Raw genomic sequence first — 24,721 nt, 5'->3', positions numbered from 1 at the left:
GTTGATAGGCCGGATCTGGAAGCCAGGTAACTGGTGGAGGTGACCGGTACTAATAGGCCGAGGGCTTGTCCTCAGTTGCTCGCGTCCACTGTGTTGGTTCTGAAACCACGAACAACCATTGCTGGTTGAATGTTTCATAGTGTTTCGGTGGTTATAGCGTTAGGGAAACGCCCGGTTACATTCCGAACCCGGAAGCTAAGCCTTTCAGCGCCGATGGTACTGCAGGGGGGACCCTGTGGGAGAGTAGGACGCCGCCGAACAATTTTTAGGGAAACCCCCGCACCGTTGGTGCGGGGGTTTTCTGCGTTCCGGGACAATTCCAACAGTGTCCTCTGAAGAGCTCGGCACGTTATCAGCCCATGACGATGTCCCGTTATAAGTCCTCCGTCGAACACCCCGGTGTCCTCGCGCTCAAAGAGCACATCGCGGCCGTCCGCACCGAGGTCACCGGTCACCCCCTCTACACCAGCTTCCGCAGCCGCCGGGACGTCGCGGTGTTCATGGAGCACCACGCCTTCGCCGTATGGGACTTCATGTCCCTGCTGAAGAGCCTCCAGCGGCAGCTGACCTGCACCGGCGTGCCGTGGGTGCCGCAGGGCCCGGTCGCCTCCCGCCGGCTGATCAACGAGATCACCCTGGTGGAGGAGAGCGACGAACTGGACGAGGGATTCATCTCCCACTTCGAGCTGTACCGGGCCGCGATGGATGACGTCGGCGCCGACCCCCGCCCGCTGGACGCCTTCCTCGACCTGATCCGGTCCGGCACCCCCGTCCCCAAGGCCCTCGTGGCCGCGGAAGCGCCGCTCCCGGTGCGGGACTTCGTCGGTGCCACCTGGCACGTCATCGAGACCGCCCCGGTGCACATCCAGGCCGCCGTGTTCGCCTTCGGACGCGAGGACCTGATCCCGGAGATGTTCGAGCAGGTCGTCCGCATCGACGACCGCGACGGAAGCCTCGCCAAGTTCAAGAACTACCTCCACCGGCACATCGAGGTCGACGCCGACGAGCACACCCCCATGGCCATGCGCATGCTGGTCGACCTCTGCGGTGACGACAGCCGGAAATGGGAGGAGTGCACCCACGCGGTCCGCGAGGCGCTGGGCGAGCGGGCCCGGTTCTGGGACGCCATCCTGGGGCGGCTCCGCGAAGGAGGCCTGGCCACCGGCTCTTAGGCTGGGGGCATGCGCTATGACCTGATCATCTTCGACAACGACGGCGTCCTGGTGGACAGCGAGCCGATCTCCAACCGCCACCTGGCGGCCTACCTCACCGAGCTGGGGATCGAGACGTCGTACGAGGACTCCCTGCGCGACTACATGGGCTCGGCGATGCACCGGGTGCACGATCTCGTCCTGGAGCGCACCGGACGGCGGCTGCCCGCCGACTTCGACGATGTCTTCCACGCGCGTGTCTTCGCCGCGTTCGAGCGGGAGTTGGGGCCCGTGCCGGGCGCCGCCGAGGTGCTGGAGAAGCTGGCCGCGGACGGGGTGCCGTACTGCGTGGCCTCCTCCGGGAGCCATCAGCGGATCAGGGTGGGGCACCGCGCCACCGGGCTCGACCGGTGGTTCCGGGAGGAGCGGATCTTCAGCTCGCAGGACGTCGGCAAGGGCAAGCCCGCGCCCGACCTCTTCCTGTACGCGGCCGAGCGGATGGGCGTCGCCCCCGGGCGGTGCGCGGTCGTGGAGGACTCCCCGCTGGGAGTCCAGGCGGCCGTGGCGGCCGGGATGGACGTCTACGGGTTCACCGCGATGACCCCGGCCGAGCGGCTCACCGGAGCCACCCAACTGTTCGCGGACATGGGGGAGTTGCCCGACCTGCTGAAATGACCCGCGGTATGACCCGTGCCATCCGCCGGTGCCTGACATCTGTCATGCCGTCGTCCGGACGAACGTTTCTACCGGCACACCCCCGCCGGACGGGAAGCTGAGGGCATGACGAAGAACACGGGGAACCACAGCCGGAACACGCAGCAGAACCCGAGCATGCTGGACAACCTCCGGCCGCTCATCATCGATGTGGCCGTGCCCATCGGGGCGTACTACGTCCTCAAGGACGGCCTCGGCGCGAGCACCATCGCGGCGCTCGCCTGGAGCAGTGTGGTCCCGGCGGCGCGCACCGTGTGGGGCCTGGTGCGCGAGCGCCGGGCCAACGCGCTGGCCTGCCTGATCCTGGTGGTCAACCTCGTCTCCCTGCTGGTGAGCACGCTCGCCGGGGACCCGCGGCTGATGCTCGCCAAGGACGGCGCGGTCAGCAGCACCGTCGGCATCGGCATCCTGGTCTCCGTCTGGCTCGGCCGGCCGATGATGACCACCGCGGTGCTGCCCTTCCTGGTCAAGGGGGACGCGGTGAAGGAGGCCGCCTGGCAGCGGCTGACCGGCGGCACCTCGGTGCGGTCCGCGGAATTCCGGCGGCGGGAGCGGCTGTTCTCCCTCGTCTGGGGCGTGGCCCTGCTCGCCGAGTGCGTCGCCCGGGTCGTCGGCGCCTACACCGTCCCCGTGGACACCATGGTCTGGCTCGGCACCGTCGTCCTGATCGCCACGATGGTGGTCGCCTTCCGGATCAGCGGGGTGCTGGCCGCGGGCCCGATGGAGCGGCTGCTGGAGGCGGAGGCCGCCACCGGGACCGCCACCGTCGAAGCTGAAGGAAATTCACCTTTGGCGATGTCTACCCACAAGTAAGCCGGGGCCCTACGCTCGCCGCCATGACTGAACTGCTGCGGCGAGGCAGGGCCTCTTTGGCGTTCGCCTTCTTCGCCCAGGGCGCCGCCTTCGCCCTGCTGGTGACGCGCATCCCCGCCATCCAGGACCGGTACGGCATCTCCGATGCCCTGCTACCGGTCTTTCTGGCTGCCGTGCCGGTGCTCGCGGGCGTCGGCAGCGTCACCACCGAGCAGCTGGTCAAGCGGGTCCGGCCCAGCCGGCTGCTGCGCTGGTCCCAGCCGGTGGTACTGCTCGCGCTGCTGGCCGCGGGGGCGGGCGGGCAGGGGCAGTTGGCCGCGGTGGCGGTGGCGCTCGGTGTGTTCGGGCTGGCGGTCGGGATGCTGGACGCCTCGATGAACATGCTCGGGGTCAGCCTCCAGCGGTCGTACGGGCGCAGCATCATGCTCAGCTTTCACGCCGCGTACAGCCTGGGCGGCATCGTCGGGGCCTCGCTCGCGTGGGCCGGGGCGCACTGGCAGCTGGCGCTGTGGGTGTCGTACCTGCCGGTGGTGGCCGTCCTGCTGCCGGCGACGCTCGTGGGCAGCCGGTGGTACGTCGACGGGGACGCGGCGGCGCCGGTGGCGCAGGGCAGCGGCGGCGGGGGCGTGGTCTTCAAGCTGCTGCTGCCGCTGTGCCTGGTGATGACCTTCGCGTACATCGGGGACTCCACGGTCTCCAACTGGAGCGCGAAATACCTGAAGGACGTGCTGGGCAGCTCGGAGCAGCTGGCGACGGTGCCGTACAACGTGTACATGGTGACCACGCTGGCCGGGCGGACCCTGGGGGACTTCGGGGTACGGCGGTTCGGCGCGGCGGCGGTCGTACGGCTCGGGGCGCTGGTGGCGGCCGCCGGGTTCGCGGTGGTGGCGGTGGCACCCGGGGCATGGGTGGGGATGCTCGGGTTCACGCTGCTGGGCCTCGGGCTGTGCGTGCTGGTGCCCCAGACCTTCGCGGCGGCGGGCCGGCTGTTCCCCGGGGCGTCGGACGCGGCGGTCGCGCGGCTGAACATCTTCAATTACGTCGGTTTCCTGGTCGGATCGCCGTTGGTGGGCGCGGTGGGAGACGCCTGGAGCTATCGCGGGGCGATGCTGCTGCCGATGGTGTTGGTGCTGGTGACGCTCGCGTACGCCAGGTCGTTCGCGACGAGCGGGGGCCGATACGGTGGCGGGCATGAGCGGCCGCGCACAGCTGATGTGGGACGAGGCAGTAACGGGCTATGACTTCGGCCCCGGGCATCCGATGGACCCGGTACGGCTGGCGCTGACCCGGAAGCTGGTCGGTGCCCTGGGAGTCGACCGGGAGCTGGAGATCGTCGCGGCGAAGCCGGCCGGGGAGTCCACGCTGCGCCTCGTCCACCGGGACGACTACATCGAGGCGGTCAAGGCCGCCTCCGCGGACCCGGCGGGGGCGGACGCGTCGTACGGGCTCGGGACGCTGGACGATCCCGCGTTCGCCGGGATGCACGAGGTGTCCGCGCTGATCGCGGGGCAGTCGGTGGCGGCGGCGGAGGCGGTGTGGCGGGGCGAGGCCCTGCACGCCGTGAACTTCACCGGCGGGCTGCACCACGCGATGCCGGGGGCCGCGTCCGGGTTCTGTGTGTACAACGACGCGGCGCTCGCCATCGCGCGGCTGCTGGAGCTGGGCGTCGAGCGGGTCGCGTATGTGGATGTGGACGTGCACCACGGGGACGGGGTGCAGGCCGCGTTCTGGGAGGACCCCCGGGTGCTGACGATCTCGGTGCACGAGCATCCCCGCACGCTGTTCCCGCAGTCCGGGTGGCCGCAGGAGACCGGCGCCGGGGCGGGGGAGGGGGCAGCGGTGAATCTGCCGCTGCCGGCCGGGACCGGGGACGCCGGGTGGGTACGGGCGTTCCACGCGGTGGTGCCCGAACTGCTCGCGGACTTCCGGCCGCAGGTGCTGGTCTCCCAGCACGGGGCCGACACGCACTTCGAGGATCCGCTCGCGCATCTCGCGGTCTCGCTGGACGCGCAGCGGGCGGTGCAACTGGCCTGCCATGAGCTGGCCCACGAGTACGCCGACGGGAAGTGGGTCGCGCTGGGCGGCGGCGGTTACGCGGTGGTGGACGTCGTACCCCGCTCCTGGACGCATCTCGTGGCCATCGCGGCGGGGCGGCCGGTCACTCCGGAGACGGTGATCCCCGAGGGCTGGCGCCAGGAGGTCTACGCCCGCACCCGCGAGCTGGCTCCCCAGCGGATGACGGACGGCCGCTGGCCGGTCTCCTGGGCGCCGTGGGAGGGGGGTTACGACCCCGCCGACCGCCTGGACCAGTCCGTCCTGGCGACCCGCCGCGCAGCCTTCCCCTTGCGGGGCCTGCTCCCTTAGAAAAGTCCCGGGAACCCGCCGGGGCCCCTTACGCCAACCGTGCGCAAATACCCCGGTATTTCCCTTACCGGGCATGCCGATGCGCCACCATCGCAAGCGTGTTGACCTACCTGTCCGCCGCCCGGCTGGCCGGGGTCGTCGAGACCCCCCGGGAGCGGAGTCTGCGGAGGTACCGTCAGTTCGCGGCCCGCGATCCCCGGGTGCTGCTCGGGATCGACCCGCAAGGGGCCTGGGGCGAGCCGGAGTTGCTCGGGCTGATGGCGCGCAGGTGCGGTGTTTCGGCCGATCCTCGGCACCGCTCGGGGCCGGATGTGATCGATCCGGCGCGGACGCTCGCCGCGCTGGACGCCTTCGCGGAAAGACTCGCGGCGGCCGCGCGGCGTCACGCACCGGTGCTGTTCGGCACCGGGCACCCGCGCTCGCTGCTGGGTTTCTACGCCGCCCTCGCGGACGCCCTCTCGGCGGCGGGATGTGAGGTCCTCACCCCCGCGGAGGGTCGCTGTGTCGACATATTGACCCAGTTCGGTCTACGCACGCATCGCATCGACTACGTACGACGCGTCGCGTTGGTGCGGGAAACCGAGGGCGGGCGCCCCGGTTGTGAGCCTGGCGCGCACTGCCATTCGCCGCTGCCGGTCAGGGTCGCCCTTCAGGTCGCGGCGGCCGCCGGCGGTCCGCTGCCCGAGCTGGTCGTCGGCGACCACGGCTGGCTCTGCGGCGCAGGTCAGCTGGGGTTCGAGGCGATCGGTCCGGCCGACTCCGACGATCCCGCGCCGTTCGTCGGACAGGCGGAGGGCACCGTCCGGGTCGTCGTACCCCTGGACGACGGAGTCCGGTCTAGTCACTACCTGCCACTCACCCGCTACGTACTCAAACGCGCATGTCTGTCACAGTAGGCCGCCGATGGGTGCACCTCTTCCCCACTCGCATCACCCGCCCCTAGTCTGGGGAGTGAGCACGCAACGACGAAGAGTCACCGGAAGGGGAAGCCGGTGGCCGTCGAGTGCGGAAGGTTCAGGTGTGTCATGGCTGCAGCTGGCGAGAGGCCTCTGAACGAGGTTCAGTTCCTGACCGTGGCGGAGGTCGCCACGGTGATGCGAGTGTCGAAGATGACCGTGTACCGCCTGGTGCACAGCGGTCATCTGCCCGCGATCCGGGTGGGGCGGTCCTTCCGCGTCCCCGAGCAAGCGGTCCACGAGTACCTCCGCGACAGCTATGTGGGGGTGGAGACGGCCTGACGATCCCCTCCGGGGGATCCCCGGAGACCCTCGATTACGACCTCAGCGCTCGGTTGGGTAGGCTAGCCCCTCGTAGGTCGTGTGGGCCCATGGCGCCCAAACAACCGAGTGATGAGAAGTGAGCGAGGGTAGTCGTGGGCTCTGTTATCAAGAAGCGGCGCAAGCGGATGGCCAAGAAGAAGCACCGCAAGCTGCTCAAGCGCACGCGCGTTCAGCGCCGCAACAAGAAGTAAGCGGCGACGCGAGAGCGTGTTCTGTGGCCCCCCATCGGCAATGATGGGGGGCCACAGGCGTATCCCCGGTGACCTGGTGACCTGGTGGCGATCCGGCCGACTCCGGCCGGGGAATTTCCGTCACCTCACGCATCGGGCAGTCATCACAGCGCAACATCCACCCGCTAAGTTGGCCCCCACGGGGAACGCGGAACATGCGTAACGCGGGAAGGAAGGCGCTGATCTTGGGCAAGGTCGTGCTCGTCACCGGGGTCGCCCGGCAGCTGGGCGGCCGGTTCGTGCGGCGGATCCAGCGGGACCCGGAGGTCGAGCGGGTGATCGCGGTGGACGCGGTGCCGCCCGCGCACCAGCTGGGCGGGGCCGACTTCATCCAGGCCGACATCCGGCAGCCGACCATGGCCAGAGTGCTCGCCGAGACCGGCGCCGACACCGTCGTACACCTCGATGTCACCGGCACCGCGCTGGGCGGCGGCAACCGCGCCACGGTCAAGGAGACCAACGTCATCGGCACCATGCAGCTGCTCGGTGCCTGCCAGAAGTCGCCGGCGGTGCGGCGGCTGGTGATCAAGTCCAGCACCAATGTGTACGGTTCCGCGCCGCGCGATCCCGCCGTGTTCACGGAGACCACCCCGGCCAAGTCGCTGCCCAGCGGCGGGTTCGCGAAGGACACCGTCGAGGTCGAGGGGTATGTGCGCGGGTTCGCCCGGCGGCGGCCCGATGTGGCCGTGTGCGTGCTGCGGTTCGCCAACATCCTGGGGCCTTCCGCGGACACCCCGCTCGCCTCGTACTTCGCGCTGCCGGTGCTGCCGACCGTGTTCGGCTACGACCCGCGGCTCCAGTTCGTGCACGAGGACGACGTGGTGGAGGTGCTGCGGCTCGCCGCGCACGAGCCGCGCCGGGGCACCCTCAACAGCGGCACGTTCAACATCGCCGGGGACGGGGTGCTGCTGCTCTCGCAGTGCTCCCGGCGACTCGGGCGGCCCACCGTGTCCCTGCTGCTGCCCGCGGTCACCTGGGCCGGTTCCCTGGTCCGTACGCTGGGTATGACGGACTTCTCACCGGAGCAGTTCAGACTGCTGACCCATGGGCGGGTCGTGGACACCGTCCAGATGCGCGAGACGCTGGGGTTCACGCCCCGCTATGCGACGGCGGAGGCGTTCGCGGACTTCGCCCGGGGCCAGGGCGCGGGGCTGCTGCCGCCGGAGGCCGTCGCGGGAGCCGTCGACCGGATCGCCGCGCTCGCCCTGCCGGGCGGCGGCCGGTCCACGACGCAGAGCGCCGACCGAGGAGCGCGGTAACGATGGCGGACGCCAAGGTCATTCCCTTCGACGACGACCGGTCCCGGGGGAGCGGGAGCGGTGGTGGTCCACAGCGGTCCGGGAGACGGCGGGGCGCGGGCGGCCGGCGCGGTGGCCGCGGCGACGCCGGGGCCGGGACCGGTGAGCTGGGGGAGGTGCAGCGGCTGCCGGGGCGGGGGCCTGCGGCGCAGGACGGCCCGGTGGGCGAGGACGAGCGGCCGGTGGACCGGCCCGATCCCGCTGACGAGGGCGGCCTGGAGCGGCGGGTGGCGGCCGGACTGTCGTTCCTGCGGCGGCGGCTGACCGGGGACTACGAGGTCGACGACTTCGGGTACGACGCGGAGCTGACCGACCAGGTCCTGATGTCGCTGCTGCGCCCGGTGTACGAGAAGTACTTCCGGGTCGAGGTGAAGGGCGTCGAGAACATCCCCGACAAGGGCGGGGCGCTGATCGTCGCCAACCACTCCGGGACGCTGCCGCTGGACGGGCTGATGATGCAGGTCGCGGTCCACGACCATCATCCGGCCGGCCGGCATCTGCGGCTGCTCGCGGCGGACCTGGTGTTCGTGCTGCCGGTGGTCAACGAGCTGGCGCGCAAGCTCGGGCACACCCTGGCGTGCGCGGAGGACGCGGAACGGTTGCTGGAGCAGGGCGAGCTGGTGGGGGTGATGCCCGAGGGGTTCAAGGGCATCGGCAAGCCCTTCAGCGAGCGGTACAAGCTCCAGCGGTTCGGGCGGGGCGGCTTTGTGTCGACGGCGATGCGGCAGGGGGTGCCGATCATTCCGTGCTCGATCGTGGGGGCGGAGGAGATCTATCCGATGATCGGCAACGCGAAGACGGTCGCGCGGGTGCTGGGCATCCCGTACTTCCCGCTGACCCCGACCTTCCCCTGGCTCGGGCCGCTGGGCGCGGTGCCGCTGCCGACGAAGTGGACGATCCAGTTCGGCGAGCCGATCCCGACGGACGGGTATCCGCCGGAGGCGGCCGAGGACCCGATGCTGATGTTCAACCTCACGGACCAGGTGCGGGAACAGATCCAGCACACCTTGTACAAGCTGCTGGTCCAGCGCCGGTCGGTCTTCTTCTAGCCCGCGGTACGAACTCCGGTCCGCGGTACGGCTTCTGGCCGCGGTACGACGACGAGGGCGCCCCCGCTCGGGTGGGGGCGCCCTTGCTGTCGTACTTCCCTAGTTCGCCTGGTCGTTGTCGATCCCCAGTCCCGGGAGGAGGCCCGGGAGGAGCGGGGGGAGGGTGACGTCGGGGGCGGTGGCCGGGGGTTTGGTGGTGGGCGGGGTGCTGCTGTCGCCGCTGGACTTCGGCGGGTCGAGCAGGCCGCCGGTGCTGCCGCCGAGCAGCCCGTCGTCGGTGCCCTCGCTGGCCGTGCCGGTCGGGTGCTCAGTGGTGCTGTGACCGGCGGACGGGGCGCTGTGGCGCGGCGGGGTGGAGCGAGGGGTGCCGGGGGACGCCGAGCCGGAGCCCCGATGCCTGCCGTCGCCGCCCGGGGAGGACTGCTGCGGCAGCAGGGACTGCAGCGGGGCGACCTCTTGGTCTATGGCGTCGAACACCGACGACACCTGCTGTTTGACGTCCCCGAGCTGCACCGGCAGCTTGTCGCTCAGCGCGCTCCATGCCTCGCGGTGGGACCGGGAGAACGTGGACAGCGCCTGGATCGGGCCCAGCTGGTCCGGATCGGCCTCGTAGGCCGCGTGCAGCAGCCGGTGGCCCTCGGTGACGTCGTGCTGCATCCCGGACAGGGTGCGGCGGATCTCGCCGATGGACTCATGGTCGAGATGGCCGCCGCGGCCGCGCTCCATCAGCCGGCGGGCCTCGCCGAGCCGGGTGGAGGCCTGGTCGAGGTAGACCTGGCCGCGCTGGTCCTCGCCATTGCTCAGATAGTCGAGCTTGAAGTCCTCGATGCCGCGTTTCAGTCCGTACAGCGAGTCGCCGGGCAGGGCGTGGGAGCTGGCGGCGGCGACCCCGCCGAAGGCTCCCGCGGCCACGCCCACGCTGAGTCCGCCGGCCGCGAGGCCCTTGGTCAGCCTGGTCCGCGGCCGGAGTTTGCCCAGCGGGCTCGCCCGATGCGTGCCCTTGGCTTTCCGCTGACCCGGTACGGTCGGCTCCGCCCCGGTCCCCTCCTGGAGCATGGCCTCCATCGCGGCCACCAGCTGTGCGCGCTGGACGACCTTGACGTCGGGGTCGAGCTGCGGCCTGGGCAGCGCGCCGAGTCCGTCCGCGAGGGCCAGCAGACGGCCCTGCTCGGTCAGTTCCTCGGTGGTCGGCGGGGAACCCGCCGGTTCGTCGGACTGCTCGGCCGCCGTGTCCCGGTCGGGCTGCTCCTCCAGGGCCTGGGCGAAGGCGTTCGCCCGCCGGTGCGCCGATACGTTCGCGATCACTGGCGGCACCTCCTCTCGTCATGACGGTCGACTCCCCAGGGGGTCCTGAGGGTTGCACGCCCCCGGCCATTCCACCCGATCGAGCGATGGGCTGGCCGGGAGGTGACCACAGGGAGCCTGTATCCCGCACAACGACTGGCGCGGCACTTGGGTTACGGACCCCGGATGATCCGTACGGAAAGTCAACGCGCCTTTACGGAAGGTGAGTTGGCGGTCGCCCGGAGTGGCGGGCCGGGGCCGGGTGCTTTCAGCGGGCGTCGTCCGGCAGCAGCCGGGCGAGGGTGCGCACCGCGCGGTACTGGAGGGTCTTGATCGCGCCCTCGTTCTTGCCCATGACCCGGGCGGTCTCCGCGACCGAGAGGCCCTGGAGGAAGCGGAGCGTCACGCACTCCTGCTGCTGCGGGTTGAGGCGTCGTACCGCGTCCAGGAGCGCGGCGTTCGACAGGGACTCCAGGACGGAGTCCTCCGGTGAGCGCTCGACCTCGTTGGCGTCCAGCATCTCGCCGGTGGTGACCTCCAGCCGGAAGCGGCTGGACTTGAAGTGGTCGGCGACGAGGTTGCGGGCGATCGTCACCAGCCAGGCGCCGAAGTCGCGGCCCTGCCAGGTGAAGGTGCCGATCCGGCGCAGGGCGCGCAGAAAGGTCTCGCTGGTCAGGTCCTCGGCGGTGGCGCGGCCACCCACCCGGTAGTAGATGTACCGGTAGACGGTGTCGCTGTACTGGTCGTACAGCCGTCCGAAGGCCTCGGCCTCGCCCGCCTGGGCGCGCTCGACCAGATCCATCATCCGGGCGCTGTCGCTGTCGGCGGCCGGACGGCGGGCGGTGGTGGCGCCGCCGCCGGCACCCGCGGGGCGGCCGCGTCTGGCGATGGCGGCACCGCCGTCGGCCAGTGCGTAGCACGGGCCCGTGGGCGCGGCGATGGCGAGGGCGGGGACGGTGAGCGCGGTGGGGACGAGGCCGCGCAGCAGCGTCTCTTTGACCGTTGCGACAGTTGCGCGCAGCGTAGCCAGGCCCGAGGCGTCAACCCCGACGTGTGGGTACACGGGACTCCCAGAGGCAGAGCTTTCATCACGTGCAGTGCGGAACCGTTCACCCGTCGTGGCGACGGAGGGGTACCGGTTTGCGTCTGAGGAGAATAACGCTTCGTGCAGGCCCTGCTACACCGAGTTGCTCAAATCACCGATTGCGTCGCATCTGTAACCGGTTGTTGCCCTAACCCGTTACGCAACCTGATCATTTCTTGACCGAAAAGGGGCGTGTTTCTGCGAACTCCAGGGCATCTTGAAATGGCCGCGGCATAATTCCGGGCGCGTGGAGGGCCGCCGGGAGGCGCCCACCTTCTACGGCGAGACCCCCCTCGGCCAGGACCTACCGGCGCCGGCGACTCAAGGCGATCGCCGCCGCGGTGCCACCGGCCACCGCGCCGACCCCCGCCGCCGCCGGAATCCCCACCTTCGCCGCCTTGCGCCCGGTGCGATAGTCCCGAAGCCGCCAGTCCTTCTCCCGCGCGTGCTTGCGCAGCTTCGCGTCCGGGTTGATGGCGTACGGGTGGCCGACGAGCGACAGCATCGGGATGTCGTTGTGGCTGTCGCTGTACGCCGCGCAGCGGTCGAGGTCGAGCCCCTCCGCCGAGGCCAGCGCGCGCACCGCCTCCGCCTTGGCGGGCCCGTGCAGCGGCTCGCCGACCAGCCGGCCGGTGTAGATGCCGTCCACCGACTCCGCGACGGTGCCGAGCGCCCCGGTCAGGCCCAGCCGGCGCGCGATCACCGTGGCGATCTCCACCGGCGCCGCCGTGACCAGCCAGACCTTCTGCCCGGCGTCCAGGTGCGCCTGGGCGAGCGCGCGGGTGCCCGGCCAGATGCGGTCGGCCATGTACTCGTCGTAGATCTCCTCGCCGATGGTCTGGAGCTCGACGACGCGATGGCCCTTGACGATGGACAGCGCCGAGTCGCGGGCGTCCTGCATGTGCTCGGGGTCCTCGACCCCGGCCAGCCGGAACCACGCCTGCTGCCAGGCGAAGCGGGCCAGGTCGCGGGTCTCGAAGAACTTCCGCTTGTACAGGCCGCGCCCGAAGTGGAAGATCGCGGCGCCCTGCATCACGGTGTTGTCGAGGTCGAAGAAGGCGGCCGCGCTGGTGTCGCCGATCACCGGGAAAGCCGGTTCCTCCGCGTCGGGCCGCGCGGTCTCCGGTGCCTCCTCCGAGGACTTGCGGGCGGCCTCGGCCGAGGCCTCGCCTGCCAACACGCTCCGCGCCGTGGCGGAGCGCCTACGGGGAGTGAGCCATCCGAGAGCGGCCATGTCGTGAGCATAGCCAGTCTGTTCGGTGCTTCCGGAGCCGGAAGGTTCGAAGGCCGTGAACTCTGGGTGAGGCAAGGGTTAAACCGGGTGTGCCGGGGCGGCGCGCGAGAATGGCCGGTATGAGTCCACTCTTCCGACGTAACGGCGACAAGAGCGCGAAGACCGAGCCCGGCGAACGGCTGGTCACTCTGATCCGCAAGCCCGGCTGCCATCTGTGCGACGACGCGCAGGCCGTGATCGAGAAGGTCTGCGGGGAACTCGGGGTGCCGTGGGACCGGAAGGACATCAGCGAGGACAAGGAGCTGTACGACCGGTACTGGGAGCAGATCCCCGTCGTCCTGGTCGACGGCGAGCAGCACACCTTCTGGCGCGTGAACGCCGATCGACTCCGCAAAGCACTGACCGAGTAGTCCAACTGGTCCCGAAAGTCGCTTAGGATCTACGGGCGGTTTGGTCTCGGGGGCGGGATTCGTGAGGAGCGTGTGCGGTTTTGCCCCCAGTAACGAAGGCACGCCGGTGTGTGCCCGCCGGTTCCCGCCAACGGCGCGAAAGGTGCGTGACCCCGGTCACTTCTGCCGGGCAAATCGGACACCATCTTTGTGCACGCGTTCACAAAGACATAGCCTGCTGTCGACGGGGCGGTCTGGGGACGTATGACCGCCCGCAGCCCCGCTCTACCATCAGGAGCACCGTGGCAACTGGCCGAACACACCGACCGGCGACCCGCAGCCGAGGGATTCCCGAGGCCACCGTCGCCAGGCTTCCGCTGTACCTCCGAGCCCTGACCGCGCTGTCCGAGCGCTCGGTACCCACGGTCTCCTCCGAGGAGCTGGCCGCGGCCGCGGGGGTCAACTCCGCCAAGCTGCGCAAGGACTTCTCTTACCTGGGCTCCTACGGAACGCGCGGTGTCGGCTACGACGTGGAGTATCTCGTCTACCAGATCTCCCGCGAACTCGGCCTCACCCAGGACTGGCCGGTTGTCATCGTCGGTATCGGCAACCTCGGCGCCGCCCTCGCCAACTACGGCGGGTTCGCCTCCCGCGGCTTCCGCGTGGCCGCGCTGATAGACGCGGACCCGGGCCTGACCGGCAAGCCGGTCGCGGGCATCCCGGTGCAGCACACCGACGACCTCGAGAAGATCATCAAGGACGACCGGGTCTCCATCGGTGTCATCGCCACCCCGGCCGGCGCCGCCCAGCAGGTCTGCGACCGGCTCGTGGCCGCCGGGGTCACCTCCATCCTGAACTTCGCGCCGACCGTGCTGTCCGTGCCGGACGGCGTCGACGTGCGCAAGGTCGACCTGTCGATCGAACTCCAGATCCTCGCCTTCCACGAGCAGCGCAAGTCCGGCGAGGAGAGCGCGGCCGGCGACGGTGGCAAGGCCGCCGCCGTCACCCCCCGCGACGACGCCGACCAGGGACCCGACGGGGACGTACCCGCCGTGATGCCCGCATGAGCCTCCTCGTCGTCGGACTGAGCCACCGCAGCGCCCCGGTCAGCGTGCTGGAGCGGGCGGCGCTGAACGCGGACGCCCAGACCAAGCTGCTGCACGACACGGTCGCCGCCGAGCCCGCCACCGAGGCCGCGCTGCTCGCCACCTGCAACCGCATCGAGCTGTACGCCGACGTGGACAAGTTCCACGCGGGCGTCGCCGAGCTGTCCACGCTGCTCGCCCAGCACAGCGGCGTCGGCCTGGAGGAACTGACCCCCTATCTGTACGTCCACTACGAGGACCGGGCCGTCCACCACCTCTTCTCGGTGGCCTGCGGCCTGGACTCGATGGTCGTCGGCGAGGGCCAGATCCTCGGCCAGATCAAGGACTCCCTGGCCCGCGCCCAGGACCTGCACACCGCGGGCAAGCTGCTGAACGACCTGTTCCAGCAGGCCCTGCGGGTGGGCAAGCGCGCCCACTCCGAGACCGGCATCGACCGCGCGGGCCAGTCCCTGGTCACCTTCGGCCTGGAGCAGCTGGCCGCGGGCGGCGACGTCCAGCGCTGGGCCGCCGGCCGCCGGGCGCTGGTGATCGGCGCCGGTTCGATGTCCTCGCTGGCCGCCGCCACGCTCGCGCGGGCCGGGGTCGCCGAGATCGTCGTGGCCAACCGCACCTTCGACCGTGCCGAGCGCCTCGCCGAGATCCTCCAGGAGGCCGACGACAACGCGGTGACCGCCCGTGCGGTACGGATGAATGCCGTGCCGGACGAGCTGACACGTGCCGACGTCGTCGTCTCCTGTACCGGGGCGACGGGCCTGGTGCTCACGGCGGAGTCGGTCGCAGGGGCCGTCGAGGGCCGCACCGGGCAGCCGCCGGTCACCGAGCCCGTTTTCACGGCCGTGAAGCCCGAGGCCCCGCAGCCCGCCGCCGACGAGAACTGCCCCCTGGACCTGGCCGCCGCCCAGCCCGGCTTCTCCGTCCTGGGCGAGGCCGCCGTGGCCGGGATGGACGCGGCAACGCTGGAGCAGCACGCGACCTGGGCGGCCGGGGGCAACACGCGCCCGGCGGGTGGTCGTACCACCGAGTCCGCAGAGGTGGACGCCGAGCTGATCACCGCGCTCGCCGCGACCGCCGCCACCGTGGGCCGGATTCCCGAGCGGCGCCGCCCCGAGCCGGTCGCCGAGCGGCCCGCGCCCGTCGTCTTCCTCCTCGACCTGGCCATGCCGCGCGACATCGACGCCGCCGTGCACCGCCTCGCCGGGGTGCGCCTGGTGGACATCGAGTCGCTCGCCGAGGCCTCCGCCGACGCGCCGATGGCAGCCGACGTGGACCAGGTGCGGCGTATCGTCTCCGACGAGGTCGCGGCCTTCGGGGCGGCCATGCGGGCGGCGCACATCACACCGACCGTGGTCGCGCTGCGCACCATGGCCGCGGACGTCGTCGCCGCCGAGATCGCGCGGCTGCACGGCCGCCTGCCCGACCTGGACGACCGCCAGCGCGGCGAGATCCGCCAGGCCGTGCACCGGGTCGTCGACAAGCTGCTGCACGCGCCGACCGTACGGGTCAAGCAGCTCGCGGCCGAGCCCGGTGGCACCGGGTACGCGGACGCGCTGCGCACCCTGTTCGACCTCGACCCCGAGACGGTCGCCTCCGTCTCCCGGGCCGAGGACAGCACAGAAACGAAGGACCGACCGGCATGAGTGACAAGGCACTGCGACTGGGAACCAGGCGGAGCAAGCTCGCCATGGCCCAGTCCGGTCAGGTGGCGGAGGCCGTCCGCCGGGTGACCGGGCGACCGGTCGAGCTGGTCGAGATCACGACGTACGGCGACACCTCCCGCGAGCACCTCGCGCAGATCGGCGGCACCGGCGTCTTCGTCACGGCGCTGCGCGACGCGCTGGTGCGCGGCGAGGTCGACTTCGCCGTCCACTCGCTCAAGGACCTCCCCACGGCCGAGCCCGAGGACCTGGTCCTGGCCGCCCTGCCGGTGCGCGAGGACCCGCGGGACGTGCTCGTCGCGCGCGACGACCTGAAGTTCACCGACCTGCCGCGCGGCGCCCGCATAGGCACCGGCTCCCCGCGCCGCATGGCCCAGCTGAACGCGTACGCCCGCGCCCACGGACTGGACATAGAGACGGTCCCGATCCGCGGCAACGTGGACACCCGCATCCGGTACGTCCGCGACGGCGAGCTGGACGCGGTCGTGCTGGCCGCCGCCGGACTCCACCGGATCGGCCGCATCGACGAGGTGACCGACTTCCTGTCGGTCGACACGGTTCTGCCCGCCCCCGGCCAGGGGGCCCTGGCGATCGAGTGCGCTGCCCAGCGCGCGGACCTGATCGCGGCGCTCGGCGAGCTCGACGACCCGTTCACGCGGGCCGCCGTGACCGCCGAACGGTCACTGCTCGCCGCCCTGGAGGCCGGTTGCAGCGCACCTGTGGGTGCGCTGGCCGACCTGTTGGGGGGCGGGCAGGTAGTTGTCAAGGAAATGCGCCTGCGCGCCGTCGTCGGGACCACCGACGGCACCCGCATGGTGCAGTTGTCCACCACCGGTCCCGTGCCCCAGACGCACGAGGGTGCGCTGGCACTCGGTAGCGAACTCGCAGCCGAGATGCTCGCCCAGGGCGCGGCCGGTCTGATGGGGGAGCGAGCACATTGAGCCCCACCGCCCTTCCTGCCGCCGGTCCGGAACACGGGCACGTCACCTTTCTCGGTGCCGGACCCGGGGATCCGGGACTGCTGACTCTGCGCGCCGTGGAGGCACTGTCGAACGCGGACGTCCTGATCGCCGAGCCCGAGGTGCTCGATGTGATCCGGACGCACGCGCGGCAGGGCGTCTCCGTCGTGCACACCGACGGGAACCTCTCCACGTCGCCACCGGGCACGCCGCAGCTCACGGTCGTTGACGGCACGTCAACCACCGCCGCTGCCCCGTCTCCTGCCCGGGATGCCGCTCATCTTGTCATGGAGGCCGCGCGGGGCGGCAGGCGGGTCGTGCGTGCGGTTTCGGGTGACCCCGGGCTCGACACGGACGCCGCCGAGGAGATGCTGGCGTGCGCCGCGGCCGGGGTGCCCTTCGAGGTCGTACCCGGCGTGGCGGCCGCGGTCGGTGTGCCGGCGTACGCCGGTGTGCCGCTGCGGGACGCGGACGGCGCGGACGTCCGTTTCGTGGACGCCCGTACCGCCTCCGACCGCTGCTGGACCGAGGTCGGCGCCTCCGACGGCACGGTCGTCGTCTCCACGACCCTGGACGCGGTGGCCGCCGCGGCGGGCGAGCTGGTCTCGGCCGGCCGCAAGCCGGACACCCCGCTGACGGTCACCGTCGCCGGTACGACGACGCGCCAGCGCACCTGGTCCGCGACGCTCGGCACCATCGCGCAGACGCTGAAGCAGGCGAAGGTGCTGCCCTCGCCGGACGGCGGCCGCCCGGTGATAGCCGTGGTCGGCGAGCGTTCCGCCGCCGCCCGGCGCGACCAGCTGTCGTGGTTCGAGTCCAAGCCGCTGTTCGGCTGGAAGGTGCTCGTGCCGCGCACGAAGGAACAGTCGGCGACGCTCTCCGAGCAGCTGCGGTCCTACGGCGCGGTGCCGCACGAGGTCCCCACCATCGCGGTGGAGCCGCCGCGCACGCCCCAGCAGATGGAGCGCGCGGTCAAGGGCCTGGTCACCGGCCGCTACGAGTGGATCGCCTTCACGTCGGTCAACGCGGTCAAGGCGGTGCGGGAGAAGTTCGAGGAGTACGGGCTTGACGCTCGGGCTTTTGCGGGTATCAAGGTGGCTGCGGTGGGCGAGCAGACGGCTCGCGCGCTGATCGCCTTCGGTGTGAAGCCGGACCTGGTCCCGAGCGGCGAGCAGTCGGCCGCCGGCCTGCTGGAGGACTGGCCCCCCTACGACCCGGTCTTCGACCCGATCGACCGCGTCTTCCTCCCCCGCGCCGACATCGCCACGGAGACCCTGGTGGCCGGTCTGATCGAGCTGGGCTGGGAGGTCGACGACGTCACCGCCTACCGCACGGTGCGCGCCTCGCCCCCGCCGGCCGAGACCCGCGAGGCGATCAAGGGCGGCGGCTTCGACGCGGTCCTGTTCACCTCGTCCTCCACGGTCCGCAACCTGGTCGGCATCGCGGGCAAGCCGCACAACGTGACGGTGATCGCCTGCATCGGTCCCGCGACGGCGAAGACGGCCGAGGAACACGGCCTCCGCGTCGACGTCATGGCCCCGGAACCCTCGGTCGCCAAACTGGCCGAGGCCCTGGCCGACTTCGGCGCGAAGCGCCGCGACGCGGCGCTGGAGTCGGGGGACCCGGTGACGCGTCCGAGCGAGCGGCGACCGGGGGCGCGGAGGCGTCGTTCGACGACCTGACGTTTTTCGCGGTCCTTGCCCACCCGCCCACCCGAAGCTCTTGGCTGATGGGTGGGCGGGCGGCTTTTTCCCGTCAGTGCTTCGACGCGTACGGCAGGAAGCTCGCCCAGGTGGTGGGGGTGAGGGCGAGGCGGGGGCCGGTGGGGTTCTTGGAGTCGCGGACGAGGATCTGCTCGGGAACGGCAGCTACTTCGACGCAGTCCGGTCCATCGGGCGTGCTGTAGCTGCTCTTTATCCACTCCAGCTTCATGTCTCTCCAAGCACTTTCTCGATGCGGGCCGACGACTCTCGGGGGTTGAGAGCCTGTGCCCGGATGATTCCATAGCGCATCTCTAGGAGCTGCACCTCTTTCGGGTTGGTGATCACCCGGCTGATGTGCTGCACCTCCAAGTGTCCGACGGTGGTGCCGTCGTTGAGTCGGAGCAGCCTGAACGAACCGTCGAGACCGGAGTTCTCCTCAAGGCTCAGGGGAAGTACCTGTAGGTCGACGTGAGGTAACTCGGCTACTTCCAACAGTCGTTCGAGTTGGCTACGCATGACCATCCTGCCCCCGATGGGTCGACGTAGCGTCGATTCGCACTGCACGAAGCTGAAGGCAGGCCGGGGCGACGTGTCGTTGATGATCTGCTGACGGGCCAGCCGAGCGGCTACCCGCTGCTCCAGCTCGTCCGCCGTGAAGGCCGGGCGACGCGTGCGGAGTCCTGCCCTTGCGTACTCCTCCGTCTGCAACAGTCCATGTACTGCTGAGTTGTTGTAGGCGCACAGCTCAGTCGACTCCGCCTCAAGTTTCTTCAGGTCCCGCACCTTCTTGGGGTACCGGACCTCCTCCAGGTCCGTCCTCATCGCGGAGATCTTGCCGCTGGCGCCCAACGCCTCGTCCGCCGCGTCGAGATACTCGGGGCGGGGGATCCGCCGCCTCCGCTCCACCGAGGAGACCAGTTCCTCCCCGTACCCGATCAGCGTGCCGAACTCGGCCTGGGTGAGGCCCGCCGCCTCGCGCCACAGCTTGAGTTGCCGGGCTACCGTACGAATGACGGCCCCGGCCTCCTCGTCCTCCAGTTCCGCGTCCCAGTCGCTCACGTCCGCCGCCCTCCCGTCGCCAACTGCCGGGCCCAACCGCGAACGCGGGTCGCTGGTCACGTCGTACAGCCCGGACGGATCCGGACAACTCACGGACAGGCACTGGTCGCACGGGCCACCGATATTCACAGGCTACGCAGGTGCGGACACGCTGCGTGATGTGAATCAGGAATCTCAGCAGACCGAGCTGGCGCAAAAGCCACCGCGCCAGTTCTCCGTACCGCTGTCGGCCACCCGCAGGGGTGCCCGCCTGGCGAGGCTCCTCGCGGTCGAGCAACTGGAGTCATGGGGCGTCCCGTTGGACCCGGCACGGCTGATCGTGGCCGAGCTGGCGACGAACGCCGTGCTGCACGGCAGGGTCCCGGGCCGCAGCTTCCGCCTGACCCTGGCGGTAACGGCCCCGGGCGTCCTGCGCATCGAGGTCACGGACACCCGCGCGGAATCCCTCCCGGTCCGCAACCCCACCCCCTCCGGATCCGGCTACGGCCTCCTCCTGGTCGACACCCTGTCCACCCGCTGGGGCGTCCGCCAGGGCCCGGTGCCGTGCAAGACGGTGTGGGCGGAGTGCGCGTTCGGTGCGGCGATGATCACTGCTTTGGCCTGAAGTCATGCCGGGCATCGTGATGTTACTCCCGCATTACCCTGACATGGGTTTTCCTTGGCCCTTCCGCCCTATGGTCGGAGGGCGCAGCTGCCAACGGAGTCGGGGGTGTCAATGGGTGATGGCAAGGTCCCCGGCAAGGTTCTGGACATCAAGACTGCCGATATCAAGGCGGCGGCGCCGGCTTTCCAGCAGGGAGCCATCGATCTGGGCAAGGCCCTGACTACTCTCATCGAGACCTTGGACGGCCTCGGTGAACCGTGGGGCCATGACGAGCCGGTCAAGGAGTTCGCCGGGGTCTACAAGCCGCATCAGAAGTCGATCGAGAGCGCGGCGGGCATCCTGGTGCTCGGGCTGACGAGCATTCACGAGGCCATGGTGGACCTGTCGGACGGGCATGTGGACAATGATCAGCTCATCGCCGGCATGTTCACGGAAGTGAAGGTCGGCAAGCAGGGCGGCGGTCCCGGTGAGCATTGAGGACAAGGCCCGCCATGTCCTGCTCAAGTTGGGCCTGTGGTGGCCGGAGGCCGACTCCGGCAAGCTGCGGGACGCCGCGAAGGCCTGGCGTGCGTTCGCCGATTCGGTGGACGACGTCCGTTCCCCGGTGCACCGCAGTGCGTCCGGGATCATCCACAACAACACCGGTGAGTCGATCGAGGCGTTCGACAAGTTCTGGGGCCGCTACGCCCAGGGCAAGGACGGCGGCTGGCTGAGCGATCTCTCGCACTCCGCACGGCAGATGGCCGGCATGCTCGACAAACTCGCCGACGCCATCGACGATGCGATCAACAAGCTCTGGACCCGGATCGCGGTCGACGCCGCCGTGATCGCGGGCGGCATCACCCTGGCCGTCATGACCGCGGGTATCGCCTCCGGGGCGGCGGCGGCCGCGGCGGACGCGGTCATCGAGTTCGGCGCCACGGTGGGCGTCGGGATCTCCGCGGCGGTGGCCGACATCACCGCGGCCGCCTTCGTCGGTGTCGCGTTCGGCGGGGTCGAGTCGGTCACCGTCGATGCCGCCCTGGCCCAGCCGCTGAAGATGGTCACCGGTCTGCAGCACGGCTTCAGCCTGGACGAGGTCAACCAGGCCGCCAAGGACGGCATGGTCTACGGGGGAGCCCTGGGCGCGGGCGGCGACCTGCTGAAGGCGAGCATGGAAGGCGGACTCGCCGATACCACCCCGCTGCTCCTGCGTCCGCCGTCGCTCCGCCCCGACCTGGTCGATCTGGGCCCGGCCGCCCGCAACGCCGAGCGCACCCCGTGCGTGGGTGAGCCGATCGACGTGGCGACCGGCGCGATGCTGATGACACAGACGGACCTGTCGCTGCCAGGCAGCCTGCCGTTCCAGTTCACTCGCACCCACCTCTCCTCCTACCGCGGTGGTGTCTGCTTCGGCCCGACCTGGATCTCCACCCTGGACGAGTGCCTCCAGATCGATGGCGAGGGCGTCGTCTTCGCCGCCGCCGACGGCATGCGCCTGGTCTACCCGGTGCCGGAACCCGGTGTTGCGGTGATGCCGGTGAAGGGCGCCCGCTGGCCCCTGGAGTGGGACGGTGGACCGGACGGCGCGATGACGGTCACCGACCCGTCGACAGGCGTGACCCGCACCTTCGCCGCCCCGGTTCCCTCCCCGTCCTTCGGCGTCTTCCACCTGGCCCTGGACTCCTGGTCCGACCGCAACGGCAACCGCATCGACATCGAACGCGACGATGAGGGCGTCCCGTTCGGCATCCGCCACTCCGGCGGCTACTACGTCGCCGTCGACACCCGGGGCCCCCGCATCACCGCCCTGCGCCTGCTGGACGAGCCGCCCTCCCGCTATCACCCGGCCATCGCACCCGACGAGGGCACGGTCGTCATGCGCTACGGCTACGACCACGCCGGCAACCTCACCGAGGTCATCAACTCCAGCGGCGAACCCCTGCGCCTCACCTATGACGCCGAAGGCCGTGTCACCCGCTGGACCGACCGCAACGGCACCTGGTTCTCCTACATCTACGACGAGCACGGCCGCGTCGCCCGCACCGAGGGCATCGACGGCATCCTCTCCGGCACCCTGACCTACGACGCCACCAACCGCACGACGACGTACACCGACTCCCAGGGCCACGTCTCCGTCCACCGCTACAACGCCGAGGGCCTCGTCGTGGAGGAGACGGACCCGCTGGGGCATGTCACCCGTACGGAGTGGGACGAGTACGGTGACAAGCCACTTAAAGTCACCGGCCCGCTGGGGCACACCACTCAGTACGTCTACGACCATGCTGGCAACCCCACCGAGCTCACCCTCCCCGATGGCTCGGTGGCACAGGCTGTCTACAACGCGCTTGGCGTGCCGACAGAGGTGGTCGAGCCGGGTGGGGCAGTCTGGCGTCATACCTATGACGAGCGGGGAAACCTGCTGACGACCGTGGATCCGCTCGGGGCTGAGACCCGGTACGCATACGACACGGGGGGTCGGCCGACGTCGATCACTAACGCCCTCGGACACACCCGTGAGATCGCATACGACGGGGCAGGTCTCCCCGTCGCCCTGACGGACGAACTTGGCCACACGACGACGGTCCACCGCGACCTCTTCGGCCGGATCACCGAGGTGACCAACCCGCTGGGGCACACCACTCGCCTGGGTTGGACGGCAGAAGGTAAACCGTCCTGGCGGGAACAGGTCGACGGCACGCGGGAGTCATGGACCTGGGACGCCGAGGGCAATCTGCTCACGCACACCGACCCCGTGGGCAACACGACGCACCACACACCGACGCACTTCGACGTACCCGCCACGCAGACCGAACCGGACGGTACCCGCTACGCGTTCGCCTACGACACCGAACTCCGGCTGACCGGGGTCACCAACCCTCAGGGGCGGACCTGGACGTATGCCTACGACCAGGCCGGCCGTCTGGTCGCAGAGACGGACTTCAATGGCCGCACACTGACGTATACGCATGACGCGGCAGGACAGTTGGCCTCCCGCACCAACGGTGCCGGAGAGACCGTACACTTCACGCGGGACCCGGTGGGCCGCGTCGTGGAGCAGCGGTCCAGCGCGGATGACTTCTCGACGTTCTCCTACGGCCCGGACGGCGGCCTGGCGCAAGCTGACAACGGCCATGCCACTGTGATCCTGGAACGGGATGCGCTTGGCCGTGTGGTGTCCGAGATAGTCAACGGGCGTACGACCGCGCATGCCTACGACCCTCTCGGTCGCCGGACCCAGCGTGTGACCCCCTCCGGGCTGACCTCGTCTTGGACGTACGACGCGGCAGGGCGCCCGCTCAATCTGCGCTCACCCGCCGGCACGCTGGACTTCACCCACGACGCGGCGGGCCGGGAGACGGCGCGTTACATCGGTGCCGAGGTAACCCTGACGCAGGTCTGGAGCGGGTCAGGCCGGCTGATCGCGCAGACCCTGACCGCGGGAACGCAAGCCGACGAACGCCGTCTCCTCCAGCACCGCACCTATGCCCACCGGGCGGACGGATACATCACCGAGATCCGCGAGTTGACCTCGGGCACGCGTCGCTTCGACCTCGACGGCACGGGTCGAGTCATCGGTGTTCGAGGGCACGGCTGGAGCGAGGGCTACGCCTACGACCCGGCTGGGAATGTCTCACACGCCACCGCCCCCGACCACGCCGCCCAGGGTGAGCGCGAGTTCGAGGGCACCTTGGTCCGGTCAGCCGGTCGAACCTCGTACGCCTACGATGCGCACGGCCGTCTGATCCGCAAGACCCGCAAACTCCTGAATGGTCAGAGCCACACGTGGACCTACGTCTGGAATGCCGAGGACCGGCTGACGGACGTGACAACTCCGGACGGTGGCCGCTGGCGTTACGCCTATGACCCGCTCGGCCGCCGCATCTCCAAGCACCGCGTGACAGAGGCCGGCTCAGAGACCGACCGAACGGAATTCTCCTGGGACGACTCGGCCTTGGCCGAGCAGACCGTTCCGGACGGGCAGGTCATCACCTGGGACTACACACCAGGCACCCATCGCCTGGTGGCCCAGACCGACCATATTCCGACAGGTGCACCGGACAACACATCGTTTCTCGCCCGATTGGCCGAGGAATCCGATCCCGGCCGCGCACCCCGGTTCCATGCCGTGGTGACGGACTCCATCGGCACACCCATGGAGTTGGTCTCCGTCTCAGGAGATCTCGTCTGGCAGCACCGCACCACTCTCTGGGGCACTGGCTTTGCGTCCCCGGAGGCCGACAGCGACTCGGCCGACTGCCCGCTGCGCTTCCCGGGCCAGTACGCCGACCCCGAGACCGGGCTGCACTACAACCTCCATCGCTACTACGACCCTGAAACCGCCCGGTACATCAGCCCGGACCCGCTGGGCCTGGAACCCTCCAGCAATCCGTATGCCTACGTGGTCAACGCCCTCGGCTGGACGGATCCGCTGGGCCTGGCCCCCCAGTGCGGAATCGACCTGTCCAATGCCACACCGCACAGTGGCCGCTTCCCCGATGAGGCGAAGCCGAACGAGATCCTGGTGCGCCGAAAGCATGATGGGACGGTGACGGCCTACGCTGTTTACGACGATCAGGGCCTGCCCATCAAACGGGTCGACGTCGACCCCAATTCCAAGCCGCATGGCGGAGTACCTGCGCCCCACACGCTGGAGACGACCAGGAACGTGAATCCGAAGACCGGCGAAGTGTTCCTCAAGTGGAAAAAGATGCCCCGGCCGGCACGCCCCGATGAGCTTCCTCAGTGAGTGCGGAGGACGAACG

Annotated in this window: 23 protein-coding genes and 1 rRNA gene; 19 read left to right on the top strand and 5 right to left on the bottom strand. The window is 70.1% G+C overall.

The window, feature by feature from the left end:
- Nucleotides 1-143: 143 nt before the first annotated feature.
- From rrf to AB0N90_RS29690, 11 genes are all read left to right on the top strand, one after another.
- A 5S ribosomal RNA gene (gene rrf, locus AB0N90_RS29740) occupies nt 144-260 on the top strand.
- 99 nt (nt 261-359) lie between these two features.
- Entirely contained in the window at nt 360-1,172 is an 813-nt protein-coding gene (locus AB0N90_RS29735) for a DUF3050 domain-containing protein (protein ID WP_365201860.1), read from the top strand.
- A 9-nt stretch (nt 1,173-1,181) separates the two neighbouring features.
- Complete coding sequence (locus AB0N90_RS29730) at nt 1,182-1,826, top strand: HAD family hydrolase (RefSeq protein WP_365201859.1); 645 nt, start codon at nt 1,182-1,184, stop codon at nt 1,824-1,826.
- A gap of 105 nt (nt 1,827-1,931) precedes the next feature.
- A complete protein-coding gene (locus tag AB0N90_RS29725) occupies nt 1,932-2,678 on the top strand; it encodes a VC0807 family protein (RefSeq protein WP_365201856.1) in 747 nt (248 codons plus the stop codon).
- Between the two features lie 23 nt (nt 2,679-2,701).
- A complete protein-coding gene (locus tag AB0N90_RS29720; RefSeq protein WP_365201853.1) occupies nt 2,702-3,919 on the top strand; it encodes an MFS transporter in 1,218 nt (405 codons plus the stop codon).
- The gene (locus tag AB0N90_RS29715) at nt 3,870-5,042 is read left to right on the top strand and encodes an acetoin utilization protein AcuC (RefSeq protein ID WP_361683270.1); all 1,173 of its coding nucleotides are present in this window, start codon (nt 3,870-3,872) and stop codon (nt 5,040-5,042) included. The genes AB0N90_RS29720 and AB0N90_RS29715 overlap by 50 nt, the downstream gene beginning before the upstream one ends.
- A gap of 89 nt (nt 5,043-5,131) precedes the next feature.
- Nucleotides 5,132-5,938, top strand: coding sequence for a phosphatase (locus AB0N90_RS29710; protein ID WP_365201873.1), 807 nt, complete (start codon nt 5,132-5,134; stop codon nt 5,936-5,938).
- A gap of 129 nt (nt 5,939-6,067) precedes the next feature.
- A complete protein-coding gene (locus AB0N90_RS29705) occupies nt 6,068-6,280 on the top strand; it encodes a helix-turn-helix domain-containing protein (protein ID WP_046417307.1) in 213 nt (70 codons plus the stop codon).
- Nucleotides 6,281-6,414: 134 nt separating this feature from the next.
- The gene (locus AB0N90_RS29700; RefSeq protein ID WP_003948845.1) at nt 6,415-6,513 is read left to right on the top strand and encodes an AURKAIP1/COX24 domain-containing protein; all 99 of its coding nucleotides are present in this window, start codon (nt 6,415-6,417) and stop codon (nt 6,511-6,513) included.
- 224 nt (nt 6,514-6,737) lie between these two features.
- Nucleotides 6,738-7,811 (top strand): NAD-dependent epimerase/dehydratase family protein, encoded by a 1,074-nt coding sequence (locus tag AB0N90_RS29695; RefSeq protein WP_365201871.1) that lies wholly within the window; start codon nt 6,738-6,740, stop codon nt 7,809-7,811.
- Nucleotides 7,812-7,813: 2 nt separating this feature from the next.
- Nucleotides 7,814-8,899 carry a lysophospholipid acyltransferase family protein gene (locus AB0N90_RS29690; protein ID WP_365201850.1) on the top strand — a complete coding sequence of 362 codons (1,086 nt, stop codon included), beginning with the start codon at nt 7,814-7,816 and terminating at the stop codon, nt 8,897-8,899.
- 99 nt (nt 8,900-8,998) lie between these two features.
- On the opposite strand, the gene AB0N90_RS29685 is transcribed toward AB0N90_RS29690, so the two are convergent.
- From AB0N90_RS29685 to AB0N90_RS29675, 3 genes are all read right to left on the bottom strand, one after another.
- Entirely contained in the window at nt 8,999-10,204 is a 1,206-nt protein-coding gene (locus AB0N90_RS29685) for a DUF5667 domain-containing protein (RefSeq protein ID WP_365201847.1), read from the bottom strand.
- 247 nt (nt 10,205-10,451) lie between these two features.
- The gene (locus tag AB0N90_RS29680) at nt 10,452-11,246 is read right to left on the bottom strand and encodes an ECF subfamily RNA polymerase sigma factor, BldN family (RefSeq protein WP_361683276.1); all 795 of its coding nucleotides are present in this window, start codon (nt 11,244-11,246) and stop codon (nt 10,452-10,454) included.
- 325 nt (nt 11,247-11,571) lie between these two features.
- Complete coding sequence (locus AB0N90_RS29675; protein ID WP_361683278.1) at nt 11,572-12,501, bottom strand: HAD-IB family hydrolase; 930 nt, start codon at nt 12,499-12,501, stop codon at nt 11,572-11,574.
- Nucleotides 12,502-12,620: 119 nt separating this feature from the next.
- Here AB0N90_RS29675 and AB0N90_RS29670 point away from each other — a divergent pair, with 119 nt between their 5' ends.
- The 5 genes from AB0N90_RS29670 (at nt 12,621) to AB0N90_RS29650 (ending at nt 18,292) form a co-directional block, all read left to right on the top strand.
- On the top strand, nt 12,621-12,911 hold the full coding sequence (locus AB0N90_RS29670) for a glutaredoxin family protein (RefSeq protein WP_365201844.1): 291 nt from the start codon (nt 12,621-12,623) through the stop codon (nt 12,909-12,911).
- A 281-nt stretch (nt 12,912-13,192) separates the two neighbouring features.
- Nucleotides 13,193-13,957, top strand: a complete 765-nt coding sequence (locus AB0N90_RS29665; RefSeq protein ID WP_086806697.1) for a redox-sensing transcriptional repressor Rex — start codon at nt 13,193-13,195, stop codon at nt 13,955-13,957.
- On the top strand, nt 13,954-15,633 hold the full coding sequence (locus AB0N90_RS29660; protein ID WP_365201841.1) for a glutamyl-tRNA reductase: 1,680 nt from the start codon (nt 13,954-13,956) through the stop codon (nt 15,631-15,633). Before AB0N90_RS29665 ends, AB0N90_RS29660 begins: the two co-directional genes overlap by 4 nt.
- Nucleotides 15,630-16,592: a hydroxymethylbilane synthase gene (gene hemC, locus AB0N90_RS29655; protein ID WP_365201838.1), complete on the top strand. Its 963-nt coding sequence runs from the start codon at nt 15,630-15,632 to the stop codon at nt 16,590-16,592. Before AB0N90_RS29660 ends, hemC begins: the two co-directional genes overlap by 4 nt.
- Complete coding sequence (locus tag AB0N90_RS29650; RefSeq protein ID WP_365201836.1) at nt 16,589-18,292, top strand: bifunctional uroporphyrinogen-III C-methyltransferase/uroporphyrinogen-III synthase; 1,704 nt, start codon at nt 16,589-16,591, stop codon at nt 18,290-18,292. The genes hemC and AB0N90_RS29650 overlap by 4 nt, the downstream gene beginning before the upstream one ends.
- Before the next feature lie 73 nt (nt 18,293-18,365).
- Here AB0N90_RS29650 and AB0N90_RS29645 read toward each other — a convergent pair whose 3' ends face one another.
- Together AB0N90_RS29645 and AB0N90_RS29640 are read right to left on the bottom strand one after the other, a co-directional pair.
- Nucleotides 18,366-18,542, bottom strand: coding sequence for a DUF397 domain-containing protein (locus AB0N90_RS29645; RefSeq protein WP_153813556.1), 177 nt, complete (start codon nt 18,540-18,542; stop codon nt 18,366-18,368).
- Complete coding sequence (locus AB0N90_RS29640) at nt 18,539-19,372, bottom strand: DUF5753 domain-containing protein (protein WP_086808411.1); 834 nt, start codon at nt 19,370-19,372, stop codon at nt 18,539-18,541. Before AB0N90_RS29640 ends, AB0N90_RS29645 begins: the two co-directional genes overlap by 4 nt.
- 151 nt (nt 19,373-19,523) lie before the next feature.
- Here AB0N90_RS29640 and AB0N90_RS29635 point away from each other — a divergent pair, with 151 nt between their 5' ends.
- The 3 genes from AB0N90_RS29635 to AB0N90_RS29625 all read left to right on the top strand — a co-directional run bounded on the left by AB0N90_RS29635 (nt 19,524) and on the right by AB0N90_RS29625 (nt 24,705).
- A complete protein-coding gene (locus tag AB0N90_RS29635) occupies nt 19,524-19,976 on the top strand; it encodes an ATP-binding protein (protein ID WP_365201869.1) in 453 nt (150 codons plus the stop codon).
- 111 nt (nt 19,977-20,087) lie between these two features.
- On the top strand, nt 20,088-20,453 hold the full coding sequence (locus tag AB0N90_RS29630; RefSeq protein WP_365201832.1) for a hypothetical protein: 366 nt from the start codon (nt 20,088-20,090) through the stop codon (nt 20,451-20,453).
- On the top strand, nt 20,443-24,705 hold the full coding sequence (locus AB0N90_RS29625) for a DUF6531 domain-containing protein (RefSeq protein ID WP_365201829.1): 4,263 nt from the start codon (nt 20,443-20,445) through the stop codon (nt 24,703-24,705). Before AB0N90_RS29630 ends, AB0N90_RS29625 begins: the two co-directional genes overlap by 11 nt.
- Nucleotides 24,706-24,721: the final 16 nt, after the last annotated feature.

Origin of the sequence: Streptomyces sp. NPDC093018 (assembly GCF_040684035.1) — a bacterium.
In the GTDB taxonomy this organism is placed as follows: domain Bacteria; phylum Actinomycetota; class Actinomycetes; order Streptomycetales; family Streptomycetaceae; genus Streptomyces; species Streptomyces murinus.
This window is presented reverse-complemented; position numbering and strand designations above follow the sequence as displayed.